Below are 15,195 nucleotides of genomic sequence, written 5' to 3'. Positions count from 1 at the left end.
TGCAACCGGTTTTGGAGAAAATCTCATGAGCATGGATCGCCGGTCCGGGTGCCCGATCAATCTGTCGCTGGAAGTCTTCGGCGACCGCTGGAGCCTGATCATCCTTCGCGACATGATCTTCGGCGGCAGGCGCCATTTTCGCGAGCTGCTCAACGGATCGATGGAAGGCATCGCCTCAAACATCCTCGCCGACCGGCTGAAGCGCCTGATGGAGTTGGGCATGCTGACCAAGGCCAACGATCCCTCGCACAAGCAGAAGGCGATTTACAGCCTGACCGAGATGGCGATCACGCTGGTTCCGATCCTGGCCCATCTCGGCGCCTGGGGCCGCGTCTGGCTGCCGGTCAGCGACGAATTGTCGATCCGCGCCGAACTGCTGGAAAAGGGCGGACAGCCTATGTGGGACAAATTCATGGACGAGTTGCGGCACGAGCATCTCGGCATGCCGCTCGATACAATGTCTGGCCTTTCTGTCCGCGCGACCTTGCAGGCCGCCTACGAGGCGGTGGTTGCCAGCAAGGCCCTCGCCGCCAGCCCGGCCGCGTAACCAACTTATTTTCCCGTTTTGGGGCCGGCTCTGCTAGAAGAAGCGGAAAATCACAATTCACGGGATTGGATAAGGTCTTGGTTGAGAACTCTCGGGATGCTGCCCGCGCACGCGCCGACCTGCGCTTCAAGAAGCAGGAAGAGGCGGCAACCGTCCGCCAGAAGGCGATGGCCGAATACGCCGCCGAGAGCGATGCTCGCCAGGCCAAGACCAACAAGCTGCGGGCACTGCGTCTCGCCAAGGAAGCGGAAGACCTCGCCAACGCGCCGGCGGAACCCGCCAAGAAACCGGCCCGCGCCAAGAAGAAGTAGCCCAGCCACGTCTGGAGCCATACAAGCGGCAACGCTTATCCGGATGAGCGGGCGAAGGCTGCTTTCCATCCTGCCTTTTCACGCGAAGCAATTTCAACCGGAACGGGGATGTTATCTCGCCCGCCGACGATCGATGATCGACGCGTTTCAAACAGGAGACCGCCATGACCGCACTGCCGCTCGAAAAAGCCAGGCAAATCATCGAAACCGCCTTTGCCAAGGGCTCCGATCTCAAGCTCAAGCCGCTCGGCGTCTCGGTGCTCGACGCCGGCGGGCATCTGGTCGCCTTCCAGCGCCAGGACGGCGCCTCGTTCCTGCGTCCGCAAATGTCGGCCGGCAAGGCCTATGGTGCGCTCGCCATCGGCATGGGCTCGCGCAAAGTCGAGGCCTTCGCCAAGGAGCGCCCGCATCTCGTCGCCGGCATCTCGGACGTCTCGGGCGGGCGCGTGCTGCCGGTCGTCGGCGGCGTGCTGATCCGCGACAAGGCCGGTGCCATCATCGGCGCCGTCGGCATTTCAGGCGACACGTCGGACAATGACGAAGCCGCGGCAATCGCCGGCATCGAGGCCGCCGGTTTCACCGCCGATCCGGGGTGAGGTCGGGAACTTCGTCATCCACGGGCGGAGCAGGAGCGAGGCTCCGTCGCGCAGACCCGAGGATCCATTCCGTAACATCAGCCGTAGAGTGCAGCGGAGCAGAATTCTGGACCGCTGAAACGCTCACGTGTCGCGGCTTGGACCCTGGGGTCTGCGCCGCGTCGCTACGCTCCTTGCTACGCCCTGGGATGACGACGTATGGGCGTTTGCGCCAACTGTCAGCGCAAGCGCCCGTCAAACTTCCGCCCTCCGCGCCGGGGGACCTAATTCAAATTGATGTCCCGGCTGGCCGACCGCATCGACACCGCGAATCCGGCCAGCACGTCGAACAGCGCGATGACCATCAGCGTGAAGAAGACGGAATGGGCCGCACCCTTCACCAGCAGGAACTCGACCAGGAAGGCCACGAAGACCAGCGTCGACAGAAGATGGTCCATGATCGAGGCATTGGTGGTGCGCACCGACTTCGCCATTTCGAGGAACAGAAAGATCAGCCCGATCAGCACCATCAGATCGCCAAGCGTCATCGAGAACACGCCACCCGACATCATGCTGAATGAGAAGACCTCGCTTGCCCACGGATCGTCACCGCTGCCGAATATTCCCAGCAGTCCGAGATTGTAGAGCACGAAAGGCACGATCAGCAGCGGAATGGCACCGAACATCTGGCGTCTCCATGTGGGGGCAATCCTTTGTAGAATGCGCCACAGGCACGCCGTCAAGATGTTTCGATGGCAGCGTTGAACACGGTCGAAGACCGCACGCAACAACAATGTCAGCCGGTTGCCTGCAACGATTGCCGCCCACCCGTCGAGATGCGCGCTACCCCGCCCCCCAAACGCAAAAGGACCGGCCACTGGCCGGTCCTTTTGGAATTCAAACCTTTGGAAGGCTGGTCTCAGCTTTCCTTGGGCGTCAACACCTGGCGACCGCGATACATGCCGGTCTTCAGGTCGATATGGTGCGGACGGCGCATTTCGCCGGAATTCTTGTCCTCGACATAGGTCGGGGCCTTGAGGGCGTCGGCCGAGCGGCGCATGCCGCGCTTGGACGGAGATGTTTTACGTTTCGGAACGGCCATGGATATGCTCCACTACATGGTCAAAAGCCCCGCCCGCCCTCGTGAAAGGGCCATGTCGGGGCCTAAATCTGAGAAAGTCGGGTGCCTATACACGCCCTGTGCCGTTTTGGCCAGCACTGGCGCGAATTTTTTTGGATCGGCTAGCGGAGACAACCGACATAGGCGCCCGAGCGGCCGGCTCGCCGCTCGATCAGATTGGCAAGCCGCCTCAGGCCAGGCCCGGGCTTGGCCGGATTGCGGGCGATCGGATTTGGCAAAGAGACCGCAAGCAGGGCGGCCTGCCGTCGCGACAGCTGTTTTGCCGAGACGCCGAAATGGTGCTGTGCCGCGGCCTCGATGCCGTAGATGCCCGGCCCCCACTCGGCGATGTTGAGATAGATTTCCATGATGCGCCGTTTCGACATCACCGCATCGAAATAGACGGCCAGCGGCAATTCGACCACCTTGCGCACCGAGCCCAGCGGCCGCGACCAGAGATACAGGTTCTTGACCGTCTGCATGGTGATGGTCGAGGCGCCGCGCGTCGCTTCGCCGGCCAGCGCATCGTCGACGACGCCTCTCAGCTCGCCGAGATCGACGCCACGATGAAAGCAGAACTGCCCGTCCTCCGACATGATGACGGAATTGGCCAGCACCGGCGACACGTCATCGATCGACACCCAGCGGCGGTCGTAACCGGAGAAGGTCGCCAGGTCCTTCAGCATCAGCGTCGAGACAGGATGCACGAAGAACGGCAGGTACAGAAATGTCAGCACGACCGGAATCAAGGCCAGCACCGCGGCCACGACGATGCCGCGCCGGACCCAGCGCTTGAGACCACGGCGGTTTACGCCCCGCGATCTCGTCGCCATGTCCAGCTTTTCGGTTTCATGATCGACGATCGGTTCCGCCAAGCCGCCCAACCCGTGCCAGAGAGCTCGTTTTGAAACGCGCTCCTGTGAGTCATGTGACGGTGTTTTCGAGAACCGGAGCGGAGCGTACATTAGAGTACGCAAGCACCGGAAGCGCAGAAAACGCCCTCAGATGACCGCAGGAGTAGAGTTTCCGAACGGGCTCATACTGCTCCGGCATAATGGCGCTTGCCTTCTTGCGCAACGTCTGAGTGTCGGCTACCGGTCCCGGCCATGACGAATGACGACCAAATGGCGTTCGAAATGGCGCTGATCAGGCGGGCAGCCGCCGTCGAGGTGCTGCTGCGGCGACTGCTCGACGACCGCGCGCTTTCGGGCGAGATCGCCCGGCCGGACCGGCTGATGGCGGCGATGCGCCATGGCGTGCTGAACGGCGGCAAGCGCCTGCGGCCCTTCCTGGTCATGGAAAGTGCCGCCCTTTTTTCCGCCGACGGCGAGGCGGCACTGCGTGTCGCCGCCGCACTTGAATGCGTGCATTGCTATTCGCTGATCCACGACGATCTGCCCGCCATGGACGACGACGACCTGCGTCGCGGCCAGCCGACCGTGCACAAGGCCTTCGACGAGGCAACCGCGATCCTGGCCGGCGACGCCCTGCTGACGCTGGCCTTCGACATCATTGCCGGCGAGTCGACCGCGCTGCCGGCGGAGCGGCGGGCAGCCCTGGTGCTGGCGCTTGCCCGCGCCGCCGGAGCAGGCGGCATGGTCGGCGGCCAGAAGCTCGATCTCGAAGCCGAACAGACGCCGCCGGACGAGGCCGGCATCATCCGGCTGCAGGCGATGAAGACCGGCGCGCTGATCCGTTTCGCCTGCGAGGCAGGCGCCCTCATCGCCGGCGCCCCGGCCGATGACCGCGAGCGGCTGGCCGAATTCGGCTCGGCGATCGGTCTTGCCTTCCAGCTTGCCGACGACCTGCTCGATTTGACCGCCGACGCCAGCCAGATGGGCAAGGCGACCGGCAAGGACGCCGCCGCCGGCAAGGCGACGCTGGTGGCCTTGCATGGTGCAAATTGGGCACGCGGCCAGCTGCACGGCCTCGTCCAACAGGCGCATGCGCTGCTTGAGCCCTATGGCGACGATGCCCAGTTGCTGAAAGAAGCGGCGACATTCGTGGCGGCGCGTAACAGCTAAGGTTGGTGCCAGCCGGAACATCGAGCTGATTGCACGCACGTCCCCGCCGGCCGGTTCTGAAATAGAACTTGAGCGGAAGCCTGCCGAGGCAGAGGATTGACATCCGCACGGCAAGCACGCGGTGCGGATAAGAGTTGGAGGATGCCATGTCGACCACCGACAAGCTGTTCAGCGGTTCCATTCCCGAGATCTACGACCGGGCGATGGTGCCGCTGATCTTCGAGCCATATGCGCGGGATCTGGCGGAGCGGGTGTCGAAGCTCGGGCCGCAATCGGTGCTCGAAGTGGCGGCGGGCACCGGTGTGGTGACACGTGCGCTCGCAGCAAAGCTGCCGGCGCAAGCGCGCATCGTGGTCACCGACCTCAACCAGCCCATGCTCGACCACGCACGCACGCGGATGGTGGACGATCCTCGCATCACCTGGCAGCAGGCCGATGCTCAGGCGCTGCCCTTCGAGGACGCACAGTTCGACACCGTGGCCTGCCAGTTTGGCGCGATGTTCTTCCCCGATCGGGTGGGCGCCTACGGGCAAGTTCGGCGCGTGATGCGGCTGGGCGGACACTTCCTGTTCAACGTCTGGGGTGCCATCGAAGAGAACGAGTTTGCCGATGAGGTGACGCGTGCGCTCGGCCATTTTTTCCCGGCCGATCCGCCTCGCTTCATGGCAAGGACACCGCATGGCTATCACGATGCGGACGTCATCCGCGCTGACCTGCATGCCGTCGGCTTCCGTAACATCACCATAGAGCCGCTGGATGCCGTCAGCGCCACTTCCTCGCCATATGAGGCGGCCACGGCCTATTGCCAGGGCACGCCCCTGCGGGCCGAGATCGAGGCGCGCGGTGGCTCGCTGGAGGAGGTGACGCGATACGTGGCGAATGCCCTTGGGAAACGGTTCGGGGAAGGCCCGGTGAGTGGCCGCATCCGCGCCCTCGTCGTGGACGCGGCCTAGGCGCGCTGTCCATCCGGCGGCTCGCACGGCTCGCCTGCCCGAACGAACGAAATTTTAATGTAAATGAAGCGTAATCCCGGCCATTAAAATGGTGCGTATGTGTTGGGGTTGCGCATGCCTGAATATTCGTCCTTCATCCGGTCGGTCCGGATCCGCTATATTTCAGGGTTGCTGATCTTCGCGCTGGCTTCCGCCGGCATCGTGATTGCGCTTGATCGCGTCAATTCCTTTCGCCGCGACATCGATGCGCTGAGCAGCAATCTCGTCATCTTCACCCGAGACCTGCGCAACGCGACCAGCTTTGCCGAGACGACCGGCACCGCCTGGCGGGCGGAGACACGCGATGCCCTGACCACATCGGCGCGCGGCCATTCGGAGCGCCTGACCGGCGAGATCGAGACGCTGACCGCCCAGCTTGCGGCGATCAAGCCGCGGCTGTCGATCAAGACCGTCGACGAACTCCAATCCGCTTCAGTTAACGGCGATCTGTTCTGGTCGCCGCGCGACATGGTGCGCAATTTCAACCTGATGTCGGTGGCGCAGAAGGTCGATGAGTGGAGCTATCGCGAAATCCGCAACCAGAATGACCTGTTCGCCCAACCCATGCTGGTTCGCGTCCGCACCGCCATGGATGATGAGCGCCATCTGGCCGATGCCTCCAGCGACAGGCTGTTGTTGTGGGCCAGCGGCATCCTGTTCGCGGCCCTTGCCATCGTCGCCTTCTGGATCTTCCGCCCGATGGAAGTGGCGATCCGCCGCGCCTTTGCCGAATCCGCCGAATCCCTGTTCAAGGCCGAGGCCGCCGACCGCGCCAAATCGGAATTCCTGGCCAATATGAGCCACGAAATCCGCACGCCGATGAACGGTGTGCTCGGTATGGCCGAACTGCTGGCCAAGACCGATCTGACCCCACGCCAAAAGACCTTCACCGACGTTATCGTGAAGTCCGGCAACGCGCTGCTCACCATCATCAACGACATCCTCGACTTCTCCAAGATCAATGCTGGCCAGCTCACCCTCGACCCTGCTCCCTTCCGCCTTTCCGAAGCGGTCGAGGACGTGGCGACGCTGGTCTCGGCGCGCGTCGCCGAAAAGAACCTCGAACTGATCGTGCGCGTCGATCCGCGCCTGCCGGCCCATGTCGTCGGCGACGCCGGCCGGTTCCGGCAGATCATCACCAACCTGCTCGGCAACGCAGTGAAGTTCACCGAGAAGGGTCACGTGCTGATCGACGTCGGCGGCGAGATCGTCAACGACGTGGTCCAGCTCAAGATCCGCGTCGAGGACACCGGCATCGGCATACCGGCCGAGAAACTGCAGAACGTGTTCGAAAAATTCGCGCAGGTCGACGGCTCGTCCACCCGCCGTCACGAGGGCACGGGGCTGGGCTTGGCCATCGCAGCACGCCTCGTCGACCTGATGGCAGGCAAGATCGGCGTCGAGAGCGAGATCGGCCGCGGCTCGGTGTTCTGGTTCGCGGTGCCGCTGCCCGCGCATCAGGCCGCGGCGCGCGACGAGATCGTGCCGGTCGACGTCACCGGCGCGCGCGTGCTGGTCATCGATGACAATCCGGTCAACCGCGAAATCCTGCTCGAGCAGCTCAGAAGCTGGAGCTTCGACTGTGCCGCCGCCGAAAGCGGCGCCGTCGGCCTGGCCTTCCTCGATCGCGCCTTTCAGTTGGGCGCCGCCGTCGACTGCATCATCCTCGACTACCAGATGCCCGGCATGAACGGCGCCGACGTCGCCAGGGCAATTGCTTCCGACAGCCGGCTGTCCTCCATCCCGGTGGTGTTGCTGACCTCGGTCGACCAGGTCGATTTCGGCAAGATGATCATCGACTTCGGCATTGCCGCGCATTTGACGAAGCCGGCGCGCTCCGCGGTCCTGCTCGGCACCGTTATTTCGGTCGTGCAGAAGGCCCGTTCGCAGGTCGGCAAGGCGCAGTTTGTCCGCGAACCGATCGTCCAGGCTCCCCCGGCAGCGCCGCCCGCCTTTACCGTCATCCGCGGCCCGGCGCTGCCAGTCGCGGCAGCACCGGAATCGACAACCACGCCGAACGGACCGATCGACATCCTGATTGCCGAGGACAACGACGTGAACCAGCTGGTCTTCGGCCAGATCCTCAATGGCTTGGGCTTGAGCTACCGCATCGCCGGCAACGGCCGCACGGCGGTCGAGATGTACCGGGCGCTGCGCCCCAAGCTGATCCTGATGGACGTCTCGATGCCGGAGATGAATGGCTACGAAGCGACCCGCGCGATCCGGGCCATGGAGACCTCGACGGGCACCCACATTCCGATCATCGGCGTCACCGCGCATGCGCTGAAGGGCGATCGCGACAAGTGCATCGAATCGGGCATGGACGACTATCTGCCGAAGCCCGTTTCGCCCGACCGACTGGGCACCAAGATCGGCACCTGGCTCAGCGAGACCGTGGTGGCCAAGACGGCGTAAAAGCCGGCCCTATTGGTCAGGCCGGATCAGCGCAACCGGCCGATCGGGATGATTTCCGGCGAGGTCACACCATAAGGTGTGCCCTGCCAGTCACCCAGCCACTGCTCGACCAACAGGCCAGTCTCGTCCAGCATCCCCGCAAGATCTTCCTTCTTGGGGAACGCGATCTTGGATTCGGCGCCCAGAACAGGTCTACCGCCCGGAATGTCATAGAAGGTCGAGTAGGTGACGATGCCGGTAGCGGCATCGTGTTCGGCATCATACCAGGCTTTGACCGTGCCGAGGTCGGGATGCGTAACTGCCCGTTCGGAGCGCTGCGGTGTCCATTCCAGCCATTCCTCCTCGGCGGGATTTCGTGTGTCGAAAATGAAGAGCCCGCCGGGAGCGAGATGCTCGGCGATGGTGCCCAGCACGGCCATCTGATCCTCGCCTGTCAGGAAAACCTGGAACGCATGCCCGGTGAGCAGGACCAGGTCGAAACGCCGCCCGAGCCGAACAGTTCGCGCGTCGGCCTCGACCCAGTCGACCCTGTCGCCGCCGGCCCTGCGCCGCGCCACGTCGAGCATCGCCGATGCCGGGTCAACGCCAGTGACATTATGCCCATCGGCAAGTTCGGCAGCCAGTTGGCCAGTGCCACAGCCGAGATCGAGGACCGAGCCGCGATTTACGGCAAGACCGATACAGTAATCAAAATCGGCACGGCCGCTTTGGTTCTCGATATCATAGAACTGGACGAAGTCGGGATCGCTGTAGATAGGGTCGGTCATAGTCTCTGCCCATACTCCAATTTCCAGCTGCAGCCCATCAATGCGTCAGGCGGCTGCGTCCAGACGATAGCGGCGCATCCAGTCGAGGCTCGTGTCGTCGGAGAGCTTTGCAACGCCGGGCCTCACGTCATCGGCATTCGGCGCTTGAACGCCCAAGACTTCGCAGATGCCTAGCAACGTCGCCGCCGGATTGCTCGAAAGGCGCTCGTAGCCAACCCGATGCGGGGATATGCCTTGTGCTGCGAACCAGATGTTCCAGGCCGCATCATAGGTCTCGAGTTCCGCGACCTCACGCCTGATCCGCTCGAAATCATATTGGGGCTCTTTCGGCGGTGCGACCCTTTCGATCTCGGTACCGTCGGGAGCGATATGCCAAAGACCGGTCTGCTCTGCCTTGATCAGGGAGACAGCCTGCGCAAGCTTGTCTTCCCGCGAGAGGTGTATGTAGAGAACATTGCCGAATGCTCTTTCGAACCGTGCTCTGTCGGATGGCCGTTTTGGGAAAATCCGGTCGAGGATCGCCGAAAGCTCATCCAGGTTTTCGCGCATCAAGCGGAGGCCGAAGAGGCCGGTCCCACCCTTACCGGCGGCGATCGCGGCATCGAGATACGCGGCATCGAATTCGAGCTCGCTCATCGCGGCGCGATCGGGCAGCTTCCACTCTTCGGCCCACTCCACCACGTCCTGGCGCCGATAGAATGAGTGTGGATCGCCGGCCGTCTTGGTGGATGCCAGAAGCTTGCACAGCAGCGTGCTTCCGGTCCTCGGTGTGGGGGCTGTCGCTCCTGGTAAGATGGCCGCCGCCATAGCTGAAATCCTTGCTGGATGCGACGTCACGGCTGTCGCTTTTTTAAATGCCTCTCTCAGACAAAACACCCTGCCGGCAGGGGTCAAATCACCGGTTGCGCACCACCACGCATGCCCCACCGATGCTTTGCAATTTCTGGCAGATGACGTTTGCATCGGCGCGGTGGTCGACACCGATCCTGACCGCATAGATACCCCGCCGGCCGATTGGCGTGCGCACCCGGCTGACCACGGGATCGTGCCCGTTGAGCAGGGCCGGGAACCGGCTCCTTACCCTGAGCCACTGGTTGATCGCGGCACTGCGGCGGAAATTGCCGGCCACCTGGATGCCCCATGGCTTTACGTTGATCGAGGCCATCGCCACGGTCCGCGACATGATCACCGGCAGTTTTCGGCAAGCGACGGCAAAATCCGCCTTAGCGTCGAGCGGTTCGACCCTTCCGGCATAGGCTCGGTCGGTGAACTTGTCGGCTGGTTCGCCCATGATGTCGAAGACATAGCTTTCGGTTTCCATCGGCAGGAAACCGCCGGAACTGAGCCAGCGCGACACCCGGCTCTCGCCGGCATTGTAGGCGGCGGCCGCCAGGCCGAGATTGCCGTAGCCGGTTTTCATTTCGGCGAGATATTTCGCCGAAGCCGGGATCGCCTGATTGATGTCGAAGGAATTGGCAAGCCCGCGCATCTTGGCGGTTCCCGGCATAAACTGGGCAATGCCTTCGGCGCCGACGGGACTGACTGCGTTGGGATCGAAACGGCTCTCCTTCCAGATCAGCCGGGCGAAGAAATCCCTGGGCAAACCATTCTGGTCGGCATGCGCCTGGATCAGGTTGCAGACCTTGTCGATAAGCCGTTGCTTGGCGGATTGCGGCGGATCGGCCTGAGCCAGTGTCGACCAGACTAGCCCACACAGCAGGACCAGCGTCGCCCACAGGAAACGCTGCATTTGACCTACTCTGCCGCGGCCTTGCCGCCGCGACCGAACCGCTGTTCGATATAGTCGGCGACCATTTTCTCGAAATCCGCCGCGATCGACGGTCCGCGCAGCGTCGCCGCCTTCTTGCCGTCGACGAAGACAGGCGCCGTCGGCGTCTCGCCGGTGCCGGGCAGCGAAATGCCGATATCGGCATGCTTGGACTCGCCCGGGCCATTGACGATGCAACCCATCACCGCGACCTTGAGGTTCTCGACGCCGGGATATTTGTCGCGCCACACCGGCATGTTCTTCCTGAGATCTGCCTGGATGTTCTGAGCGAGCTCCTGGAACACGGTCGAGGTCGTGCGGCCGCAGCCGGGACACGCGGCGACGATCGGCACGAACTGCCTGAACCCCATCGTCTGCAGCAATTCCTGCGAAACCTGCACCTCGCGCGTGCGGTCGCCATTCGGCTCCGGCGTCAGCGAGATGCGGATGGTGTCGCCGATGCCTTGCTGCAGCAGGATGCCCATGGCCGCCGACGAAGCGACGATGCCTTTCGAGCCCATGCCGGCTTCGGTCAGGCCGAGATGCAGCGCATGGTTGGAGCGGGTGGCGAGCTCGGCATAGACGGCAATCAGGTCCTGCACGCCGCTGACCTTGGCCGACAGGATGATTTTCTCGCGGCCAAGGCCGATCTCTTCCGCCATCTCGGCCGAGAGAATGGCCGACTGCACGATCGCCTCGCGCATCACCTCTTGCGCCGTCAGCGGAAAACCCTTGTCCTGGTTGTCGTCCATCAGCCGGGTCAAAAGCTCCTGGTCGAGCGAGCCCCAGTTGACACCGATGCGCACCGGCTTGTCATGCCTGATCGCCATCTCGACGATATCGGCGAACTGCCGGTCCTTCTTGTCCTTGAAGCCGACATTGCCGGGGTTGATGCGATATTTGGCCAGCGCCTCGGCGCAGGCCGGGTGATCGGCCAAGAGCTTGTGGCCGATATAGTGGAAGTCGCCGACCAGCGGCACGTTGATGCCAAGCCGCTGAAGCCGCTCATGAATGCGCGGTACGGCGGCGGCACTCTCGTCGCGATCGACGGTGATGCGCACGATCTCGGAGCCGGCCCGGTGCAGTGCTGCGACCTGCGCGACGGTCTGGTCGATATCGGCCGTGTCGGTGTTGGTCATCGATTGGACGACAACGGGCGCGCCGCCGCCGACGACCACGCCGCCGACATCGACGCCGACCGAGGTGCGGCGGGGGAAAGGAGAGGAAAAATATCCGGTCATGCCGGCAGCCTTTTGTCTCTGGAGCATCTTGTGTCCTGCATGGGCGCACAACGACGCCCCGGGCCGATGCGCTGAGGTCCGGGCATGAGGTGGAGGAGCAAAGATGGCTTGTCAATGGCGACAGGTCGCCACTGGCCGGAATCGGCACGCCGCCAACGACCAAAAACAATCGATGATCTGGCGAAACAGGCGACGGCCGAAGCGGATATTAAGCCGGTGCAAGTCCAGCTTCGGCTGACAGACCGGTGCTGGGAAATCAAAACCCTCCACGCCGGCGGCGGGGAGCCGCCGGGAAAAGAGGCCGCGGATACCGGGCGGCTATGTCAGGAGGGCATCAATGCGTGGTCGGTTTTCCTCTTAGTTTTTCAATCTCGTCCTTGAGTGCCAGCTTGCGTCGCTTAAGATTCACGATTTCGAGGTCGTCGACCGATGGATGATTCATCGCGTCATCGATTTCACGTTCGATGTCGCCGTGTTTCCGCTGCAACTCATCAAGATGGGATGCAAGAGACATGATTGGTTCTCCCTTTCATGGTTTTCCTCGATTGCAACCGTCACGGCGCGTCCACCGCAGGTTCGCTTCTGTGACGGCACGGTGACAGTGTGTCACCTTCCGCGGGCGATGTCGAATGATCCGTGGTAGCATTCCACGACACTGTGAAATGTGATATGGGCTGCACGCCGGTGACAAAACACCCGGCCCCGCCCAATCAGGCCCAGCTTTGGGCGCCGCAGACGTGCAGACGGTAGAGAATGTCCGATCAGGAACAGGCCGATATTCGCCTCGAATTTTCCCGCCTGAAGCAGGAACACGCCGATTTCGATGCAGCCATCAACGCGATGATCGCCATGGCCTGCGATCCGCTGCAGATCCAGCGCATGAAGAAGAAGAAGCTGTTCCTCAAGGACCGGCTGATGGCGCTGGAAGACAAGATCATTCCCGACATCATTGCGTGAACGATGTGATGTGCTGATCCCGCTCGAGCGCCAGGCAGCGGCGATCTGCATCTCCCTGCGCGGTCGTGTGACGGTGCCTTTGGCCGGTCAATCGTTGGGCTCTTTTTCGCCGGTGCACTAGCCGCGACGGCGCGTCCTGCCGGGCGATCTCGCACATGGAGCGCCTCGAACTCGACGGCTTCGTCGCACGCTTCCGCAAAACGGCGGCTGAGGACGGTCCTCCCCGGTCACTGATACCACCGTTCTGACGGATTGTCCGGCGACGCCGCTGGGAAACCTGCGCCTTCGCGCGGCTCAGCCCGGCCGTCGACACAGCTCACCGCCCGCCCCCAAAATAATAACTTTACAAATATTTGTATTTATGTGAAGTCATGACGATTGAAGGATCGACTATGACAGCCACTCGTTTCGCCACGCGCCTGAATTCCTTTGCCTCGCGGCCGCAGGCCGAATGGCCTGATCTTACCGGCAAGCCGTCGCTGCTGCAGATGGCGGCGCGCGCCGCCAAGGTCGGCGGGCTTACCGATCTCGACCTCAACTTTCCCGACCATGTCAGTGAAAAGCCTGCGGAAATCGCCCTCAAACTGAGCGATCTCGGGCTTTCTATCAATGGCTTTGCCATGCGCTACTACTCCAACCCCGCCTTCAAGCTCGGCGCCTTCACCAATCCGGATCCGGCGGTGCGCCGCGAGGCCATCGACCTGACCAAAGCCGGCATCGATGCCGTGCGTGAGGCCGGCGCCAGCCTGATGACGCTGTGGCTCGGCCAGGATGGCTTCGACTACGCCTTCCAGGCCGACTATGTGACGCTTTGGCAACACGAAATCGATGGGATTCGTGAAGTAGCCGCGCATGATCCCGACTGTCAGATCAGCCTTGAGTACAAACCGAACGAACCACGCTCCTACAGCCTGATGCCGGATGCGGCGACGACCTTGCTGGCGATCCGCGATGTCGGCCTGCCCAATCTGGGCGTCACCCTCGATTTCGCCCATGTGCTCTATGCCGACGAACAGCCGGCCTTTGCCGCGGCCCTGGTGGCGCGCCACAGCAAGCTGCTCGGCGTGCATCTGAACGACGGCTACGCCAAGCGCGACGACGGCCTGATGGTCGGCGCGGTGCACACGCTGCAGACCATCGAGCTGCTCAGGCAGATTCGCCGCGACGGTTACGCCGGCGCCATCTATTTCGACACGTTCCCCGACATGACCGGGCTCGATCCGGTGCGCGAGTGCGAAGTCAACATCGCCACCGTCAAGCGCATGCTGCGCGTCGTCGACCGGCTGGAGCAGGACAATCGCCTGTCCGCCGCCATGGACAGCCAGGATGCGGTGACGTCGCAGGCCATCATCCAGGAAATCATGCTCGGGCCGGATAGCTGAGGCATCCGCACCATTATCGTTTTCAACAAGGGAGGAATACAATGAAACTTCTGCTTGCCACTGCTACCGCCGCACTGATGGCGCTGTCGATCGGCTCTGCCTTTTCGGCCGACCTCGCGCCGCTCAATTCCGACACGGAAAAGGACCGCATCGACTGGTCGCAGGTCGAGGCCAAATTCGGCGCGTTCCCCAAGCTGCCCGAAGGCACCAAGGCAGGCGCCGTCTCCAAGACGCTGACCAATGAATACTGGCGCTCGCTGGGCGAGGGCTACACGGCATTCGGCGCCAAGGTCGGCGTTCCCGTCGTCTATCAGGCAGCGCAAAGCGAGGGCGACCAGCTCGGCCAGCTCACCATCGCCGAAGGCCTGGTGACGCAGGGCTACAACGTGCTGCTCGTCTCGCCGCAGACGGATGCCAATCTGCAGCCGATCATGGAGCAAGCCAAGGCCGCCAACGTGCCGGTGGTCAACGTCAATGACGCCGTGATCCCGCAGGCCGAACATTATGTCGGCAATGTCCAGCGCGACAATGGCGTGCGCGTCGCCAAATGGTTCATCAAGAACCGTCCGGATGGCGGCAAGGTCGCCATCGTCGAAGGCCAGGCTGGCGTCTATGCCGCCGTGCAGCGCACCGACGGCTTCAAGTCGACCATCACCGAGGCAGGCAAGTTCGAGGTCGTCGCCAGCGTTCCCGGCAACTGGGACCGCCAGACCTCCTATGATGCGGCCACCAACATCCTGCAGCAGCACCCCGACCTGATCGGCTTTTATGCCAACAATGACGGCATGGCGCTCGGCATCGTCGAGGCAGTCAAGGCCGCCGGCCTGCAGGACAAGGTTGCGGTCTTCGGCACCGACGGCATTTCCGACGCCTATGCCTCCATACGGGCCGGCGAACTGACCGGCACGGTCGACAGTTTCCCGGTGCTGACCGGCGAAGTGGCGTTGGAAACTGCTCTGCGTCTCGTCGCGGGACAGAAGCTGCCCCGCGTCGTCGCCACGCCCCAGGCACTGATCACCAAGGACAATGCCGACCGCTATTCCGGCGCCGGCGCGCGCAAGGCACTGCTCGAGGACGCGGCTGCGGGCCAGTAAGG

The 15,195-nt window shown here is 63.0% G+C and carries 17 protein-coding genes; 9 read left to right on the top strand and 8 right to left on the bottom strand.

Features of this window, described 5'->3' with window-relative positions:
• Nucleotides 1-25 precede the first annotated feature (25 nt).
• From RPF88_RS27085 to RPF88_RS27075, 3 genes are all read left to right on the top strand, one after another.
• Complete coding sequence (locus RPF88_RS27085; RefSeq protein WP_127385308.1) at nt 26-547, top strand: winged helix-turn-helix transcriptional regulator; 522 nt, start codon at nt 26-28, stop codon at nt 545-547.
• Between the two features lie 77 nt (nt 548-624).
• On the top strand, nt 625-858 hold the full coding sequence (locus RPF88_RS27080) for a hypothetical protein (protein ID WP_013529228.1): 234 nt from the start codon (nt 625-627) through the stop codon (nt 856-858).
• Nucleotides 859-1,022: 164 nt separating this feature from the next.
• On the top strand, nt 1,023-1,454 hold the full coding sequence (locus RPF88_RS27075; protein ID WP_013529227.1) for a GlcG/HbpS family heme-binding protein: 432 nt from the start codon (nt 1,023-1,025) through the stop codon (nt 1,452-1,454).
• 263 nt (nt 1,455-1,717) lie between these two features.
• Here the strand turns inward: RPF88_RS27075 and RPF88_RS27070 are convergent, their stop codons facing one another.
• The 3 genes from RPF88_RS27070 to RPF88_RS27060 all read right to left on the bottom strand — a co-directional run bounded on the left by RPF88_RS27070 (nt 1,718) and on the right by RPF88_RS27060 (nt 3,437).
• Nucleotides 1,718-2,119 (bottom strand): hypothetical protein, encoded by a 402-nt coding sequence (locus tag RPF88_RS27070; protein ID WP_013529226.1) that lies wholly within the window; start codon nt 2,117-2,119, stop codon nt 1,718-1,720.
• A gap of 233 nt (nt 2,120-2,352) precedes the next feature.
• Nucleotides 2,353-2,535: a 50S ribosomal protein L32 gene (gene rpmF / locus RPF88_RS27065; protein ID WP_008834724.1), complete on the bottom strand. Its 183-nt coding sequence runs from the start codon at nt 2,533-2,535 to the stop codon at nt 2,353-2,355.
• Between the two features lie 140 nt (nt 2,536-2,675).
• The gene (locus RPF88_RS27060; RefSeq protein WP_013529225.1) at nt 2,676-3,437 is read right to left on the bottom strand and encodes a transglycosylase domain-containing protein; all 762 of its coding nucleotides are present in this window, start codon (nt 3,435-3,437) and stop codon (nt 2,676-2,678) included.
• A gap of 222 nt (nt 3,438-3,659) precedes the next feature.
• Between RPF88_RS27060 and RPF88_RS27055 the strand changes: the two genes are divergently transcribed.
• From RPF88_RS27055 to RPF88_RS27045, 3 genes are all read left to right on the top strand, one after another.
• Nucleotides 3,660-4,577 (top strand): polyprenyl synthetase family protein, encoded by a 918-nt coding sequence (locus tag RPF88_RS27055; protein WP_024502973.1) that lies wholly within the window; start codon nt 3,660-3,662, stop codon nt 4,575-4,577.
• Between the two features lie 146 nt (nt 4,578-4,723).
• A complete protein-coding gene (locus tag RPF88_RS27050; RefSeq protein WP_337123504.1) occupies nt 4,724-5,530 on the top strand; it encodes a class I SAM-dependent methyltransferase in 807 nt (268 codons plus the stop codon).
• A gap of 114 nt (nt 5,531-5,644) precedes the next feature.
• Nucleotides 5,645-7,984: a response regulator gene (locus RPF88_RS27045; protein ID WP_013529222.1), complete on the top strand. Its 2,340-nt coding sequence runs from the start codon at nt 5,645-5,647 to the stop codon at nt 7,982-7,984.
• 26 nt (nt 7,985-8,010) lie between these two features.
• On the opposite strand, the gene RPF88_RS27040 is transcribed toward RPF88_RS27045, so the two are convergent.
• The 5 genes from RPF88_RS27040 to RPF88_RS27020 form a co-directional block, all read right to left on the bottom strand.
• On the bottom strand, nt 8,011-8,751 hold the full coding sequence (locus RPF88_RS27040; protein WP_337123503.1) for a class I SAM-dependent methyltransferase: 741 nt from the start codon (nt 8,749-8,751) through the stop codon (nt 8,011-8,013).
• 45 nt (nt 8,752-8,796) lie between these two features.
• A complete protein-coding gene (locus RPF88_RS27035) occupies nt 8,797-9,645 on the bottom strand; it encodes a Stf0 family sulfotransferase (protein WP_337123502.1) in 849 nt (282 codons plus the stop codon).
• A 1-nt stretch (nt 9,646) separates the two neighbouring features.
• Nucleotides 9,647-10,501, bottom strand: a complete 855-nt coding sequence (locus RPF88_RS27030; protein ID WP_013529219.1) for a lytic transglycosylase domain-containing protein — start codon at nt 10,499-10,501, stop codon at nt 9,647-9,649.
• Nucleotides 10,502-10,506: 5 nt separating this feature from the next.
• On the bottom strand, nt 10,507-11,760 hold the full coding sequence (gene ispG, locus RPF88_RS27025; RefSeq protein ID WP_024502967.1) for a flavodoxin-dependent (E)-4-hydroxy-3-methylbut-2-enyl-diphosphate synthase: 1,254 nt from the start codon (nt 11,758-11,760) through the stop codon (nt 10,507-10,509).
• Nucleotides 11,761-12,094: 334 nt separating this feature from the next.
• Nucleotides 12,095-12,274 carry a YdcH family protein gene (locus RPF88_RS27020; RefSeq protein WP_013529217.1) on the bottom strand — a complete coding sequence of 60 codons (180 nt, stop codon included), beginning with the start codon at nt 12,272-12,274 and terminating at the stop codon, nt 12,095-12,097.
• Nucleotides 12,275-12,513: 239 nt separating this feature from the next.
• Here RPF88_RS27020 and RPF88_RS27015 point away from each other — a divergent pair, with 239 nt between their 5' ends.
• The 3 genes from RPF88_RS27015 to RPF88_RS27005 all read left to right on the top strand — a co-directional run bounded on the left by RPF88_RS27015 (nt 12,514) and on the right by RPF88_RS27005 (nt 15,193).
• Nucleotides 12,514-12,717 (top strand): YdcH family protein, encoded by a 204-nt coding sequence (locus RPF88_RS27015; RefSeq protein WP_013529216.1) that lies wholly within the window; start codon nt 12,514-12,516, stop codon nt 12,715-12,717.
• Nucleotides 12,718-13,109: 392 nt separating this feature from the next.
• Complete coding sequence (locus RPF88_RS27010; protein ID WP_337123501.1) at nt 13,110-14,099, top strand: TIM barrel protein; 990 nt, start codon at nt 13,110-13,112, stop codon at nt 14,097-14,099.
• Between the two features lie 41 nt (nt 14,100-14,140).
• On the top strand, nt 14,141-15,193 hold the full coding sequence (locus RPF88_RS27005) for a sugar ABC transporter substrate-binding protein (RefSeq protein WP_024502965.1): 1,053 nt from the start codon (nt 14,141-14,143) through the stop codon (nt 15,191-15,193).
• Nucleotides 15,194-15,195 lie beyond the last annotated feature (2 nt).

This window comes from Mesorhizobium sp. ISC11 (genome assembly GCF_037162595.1).
Classification (GTDB): Bacteria; Pseudomonadota; Alphaproteobacteria; order Rhizobiales; family Rhizobiaceae; genus Mesorhizobium; species Mesorhizobium ciceri.
This window is presented reverse-complemented; position numbering and strand designations above follow the sequence as displayed.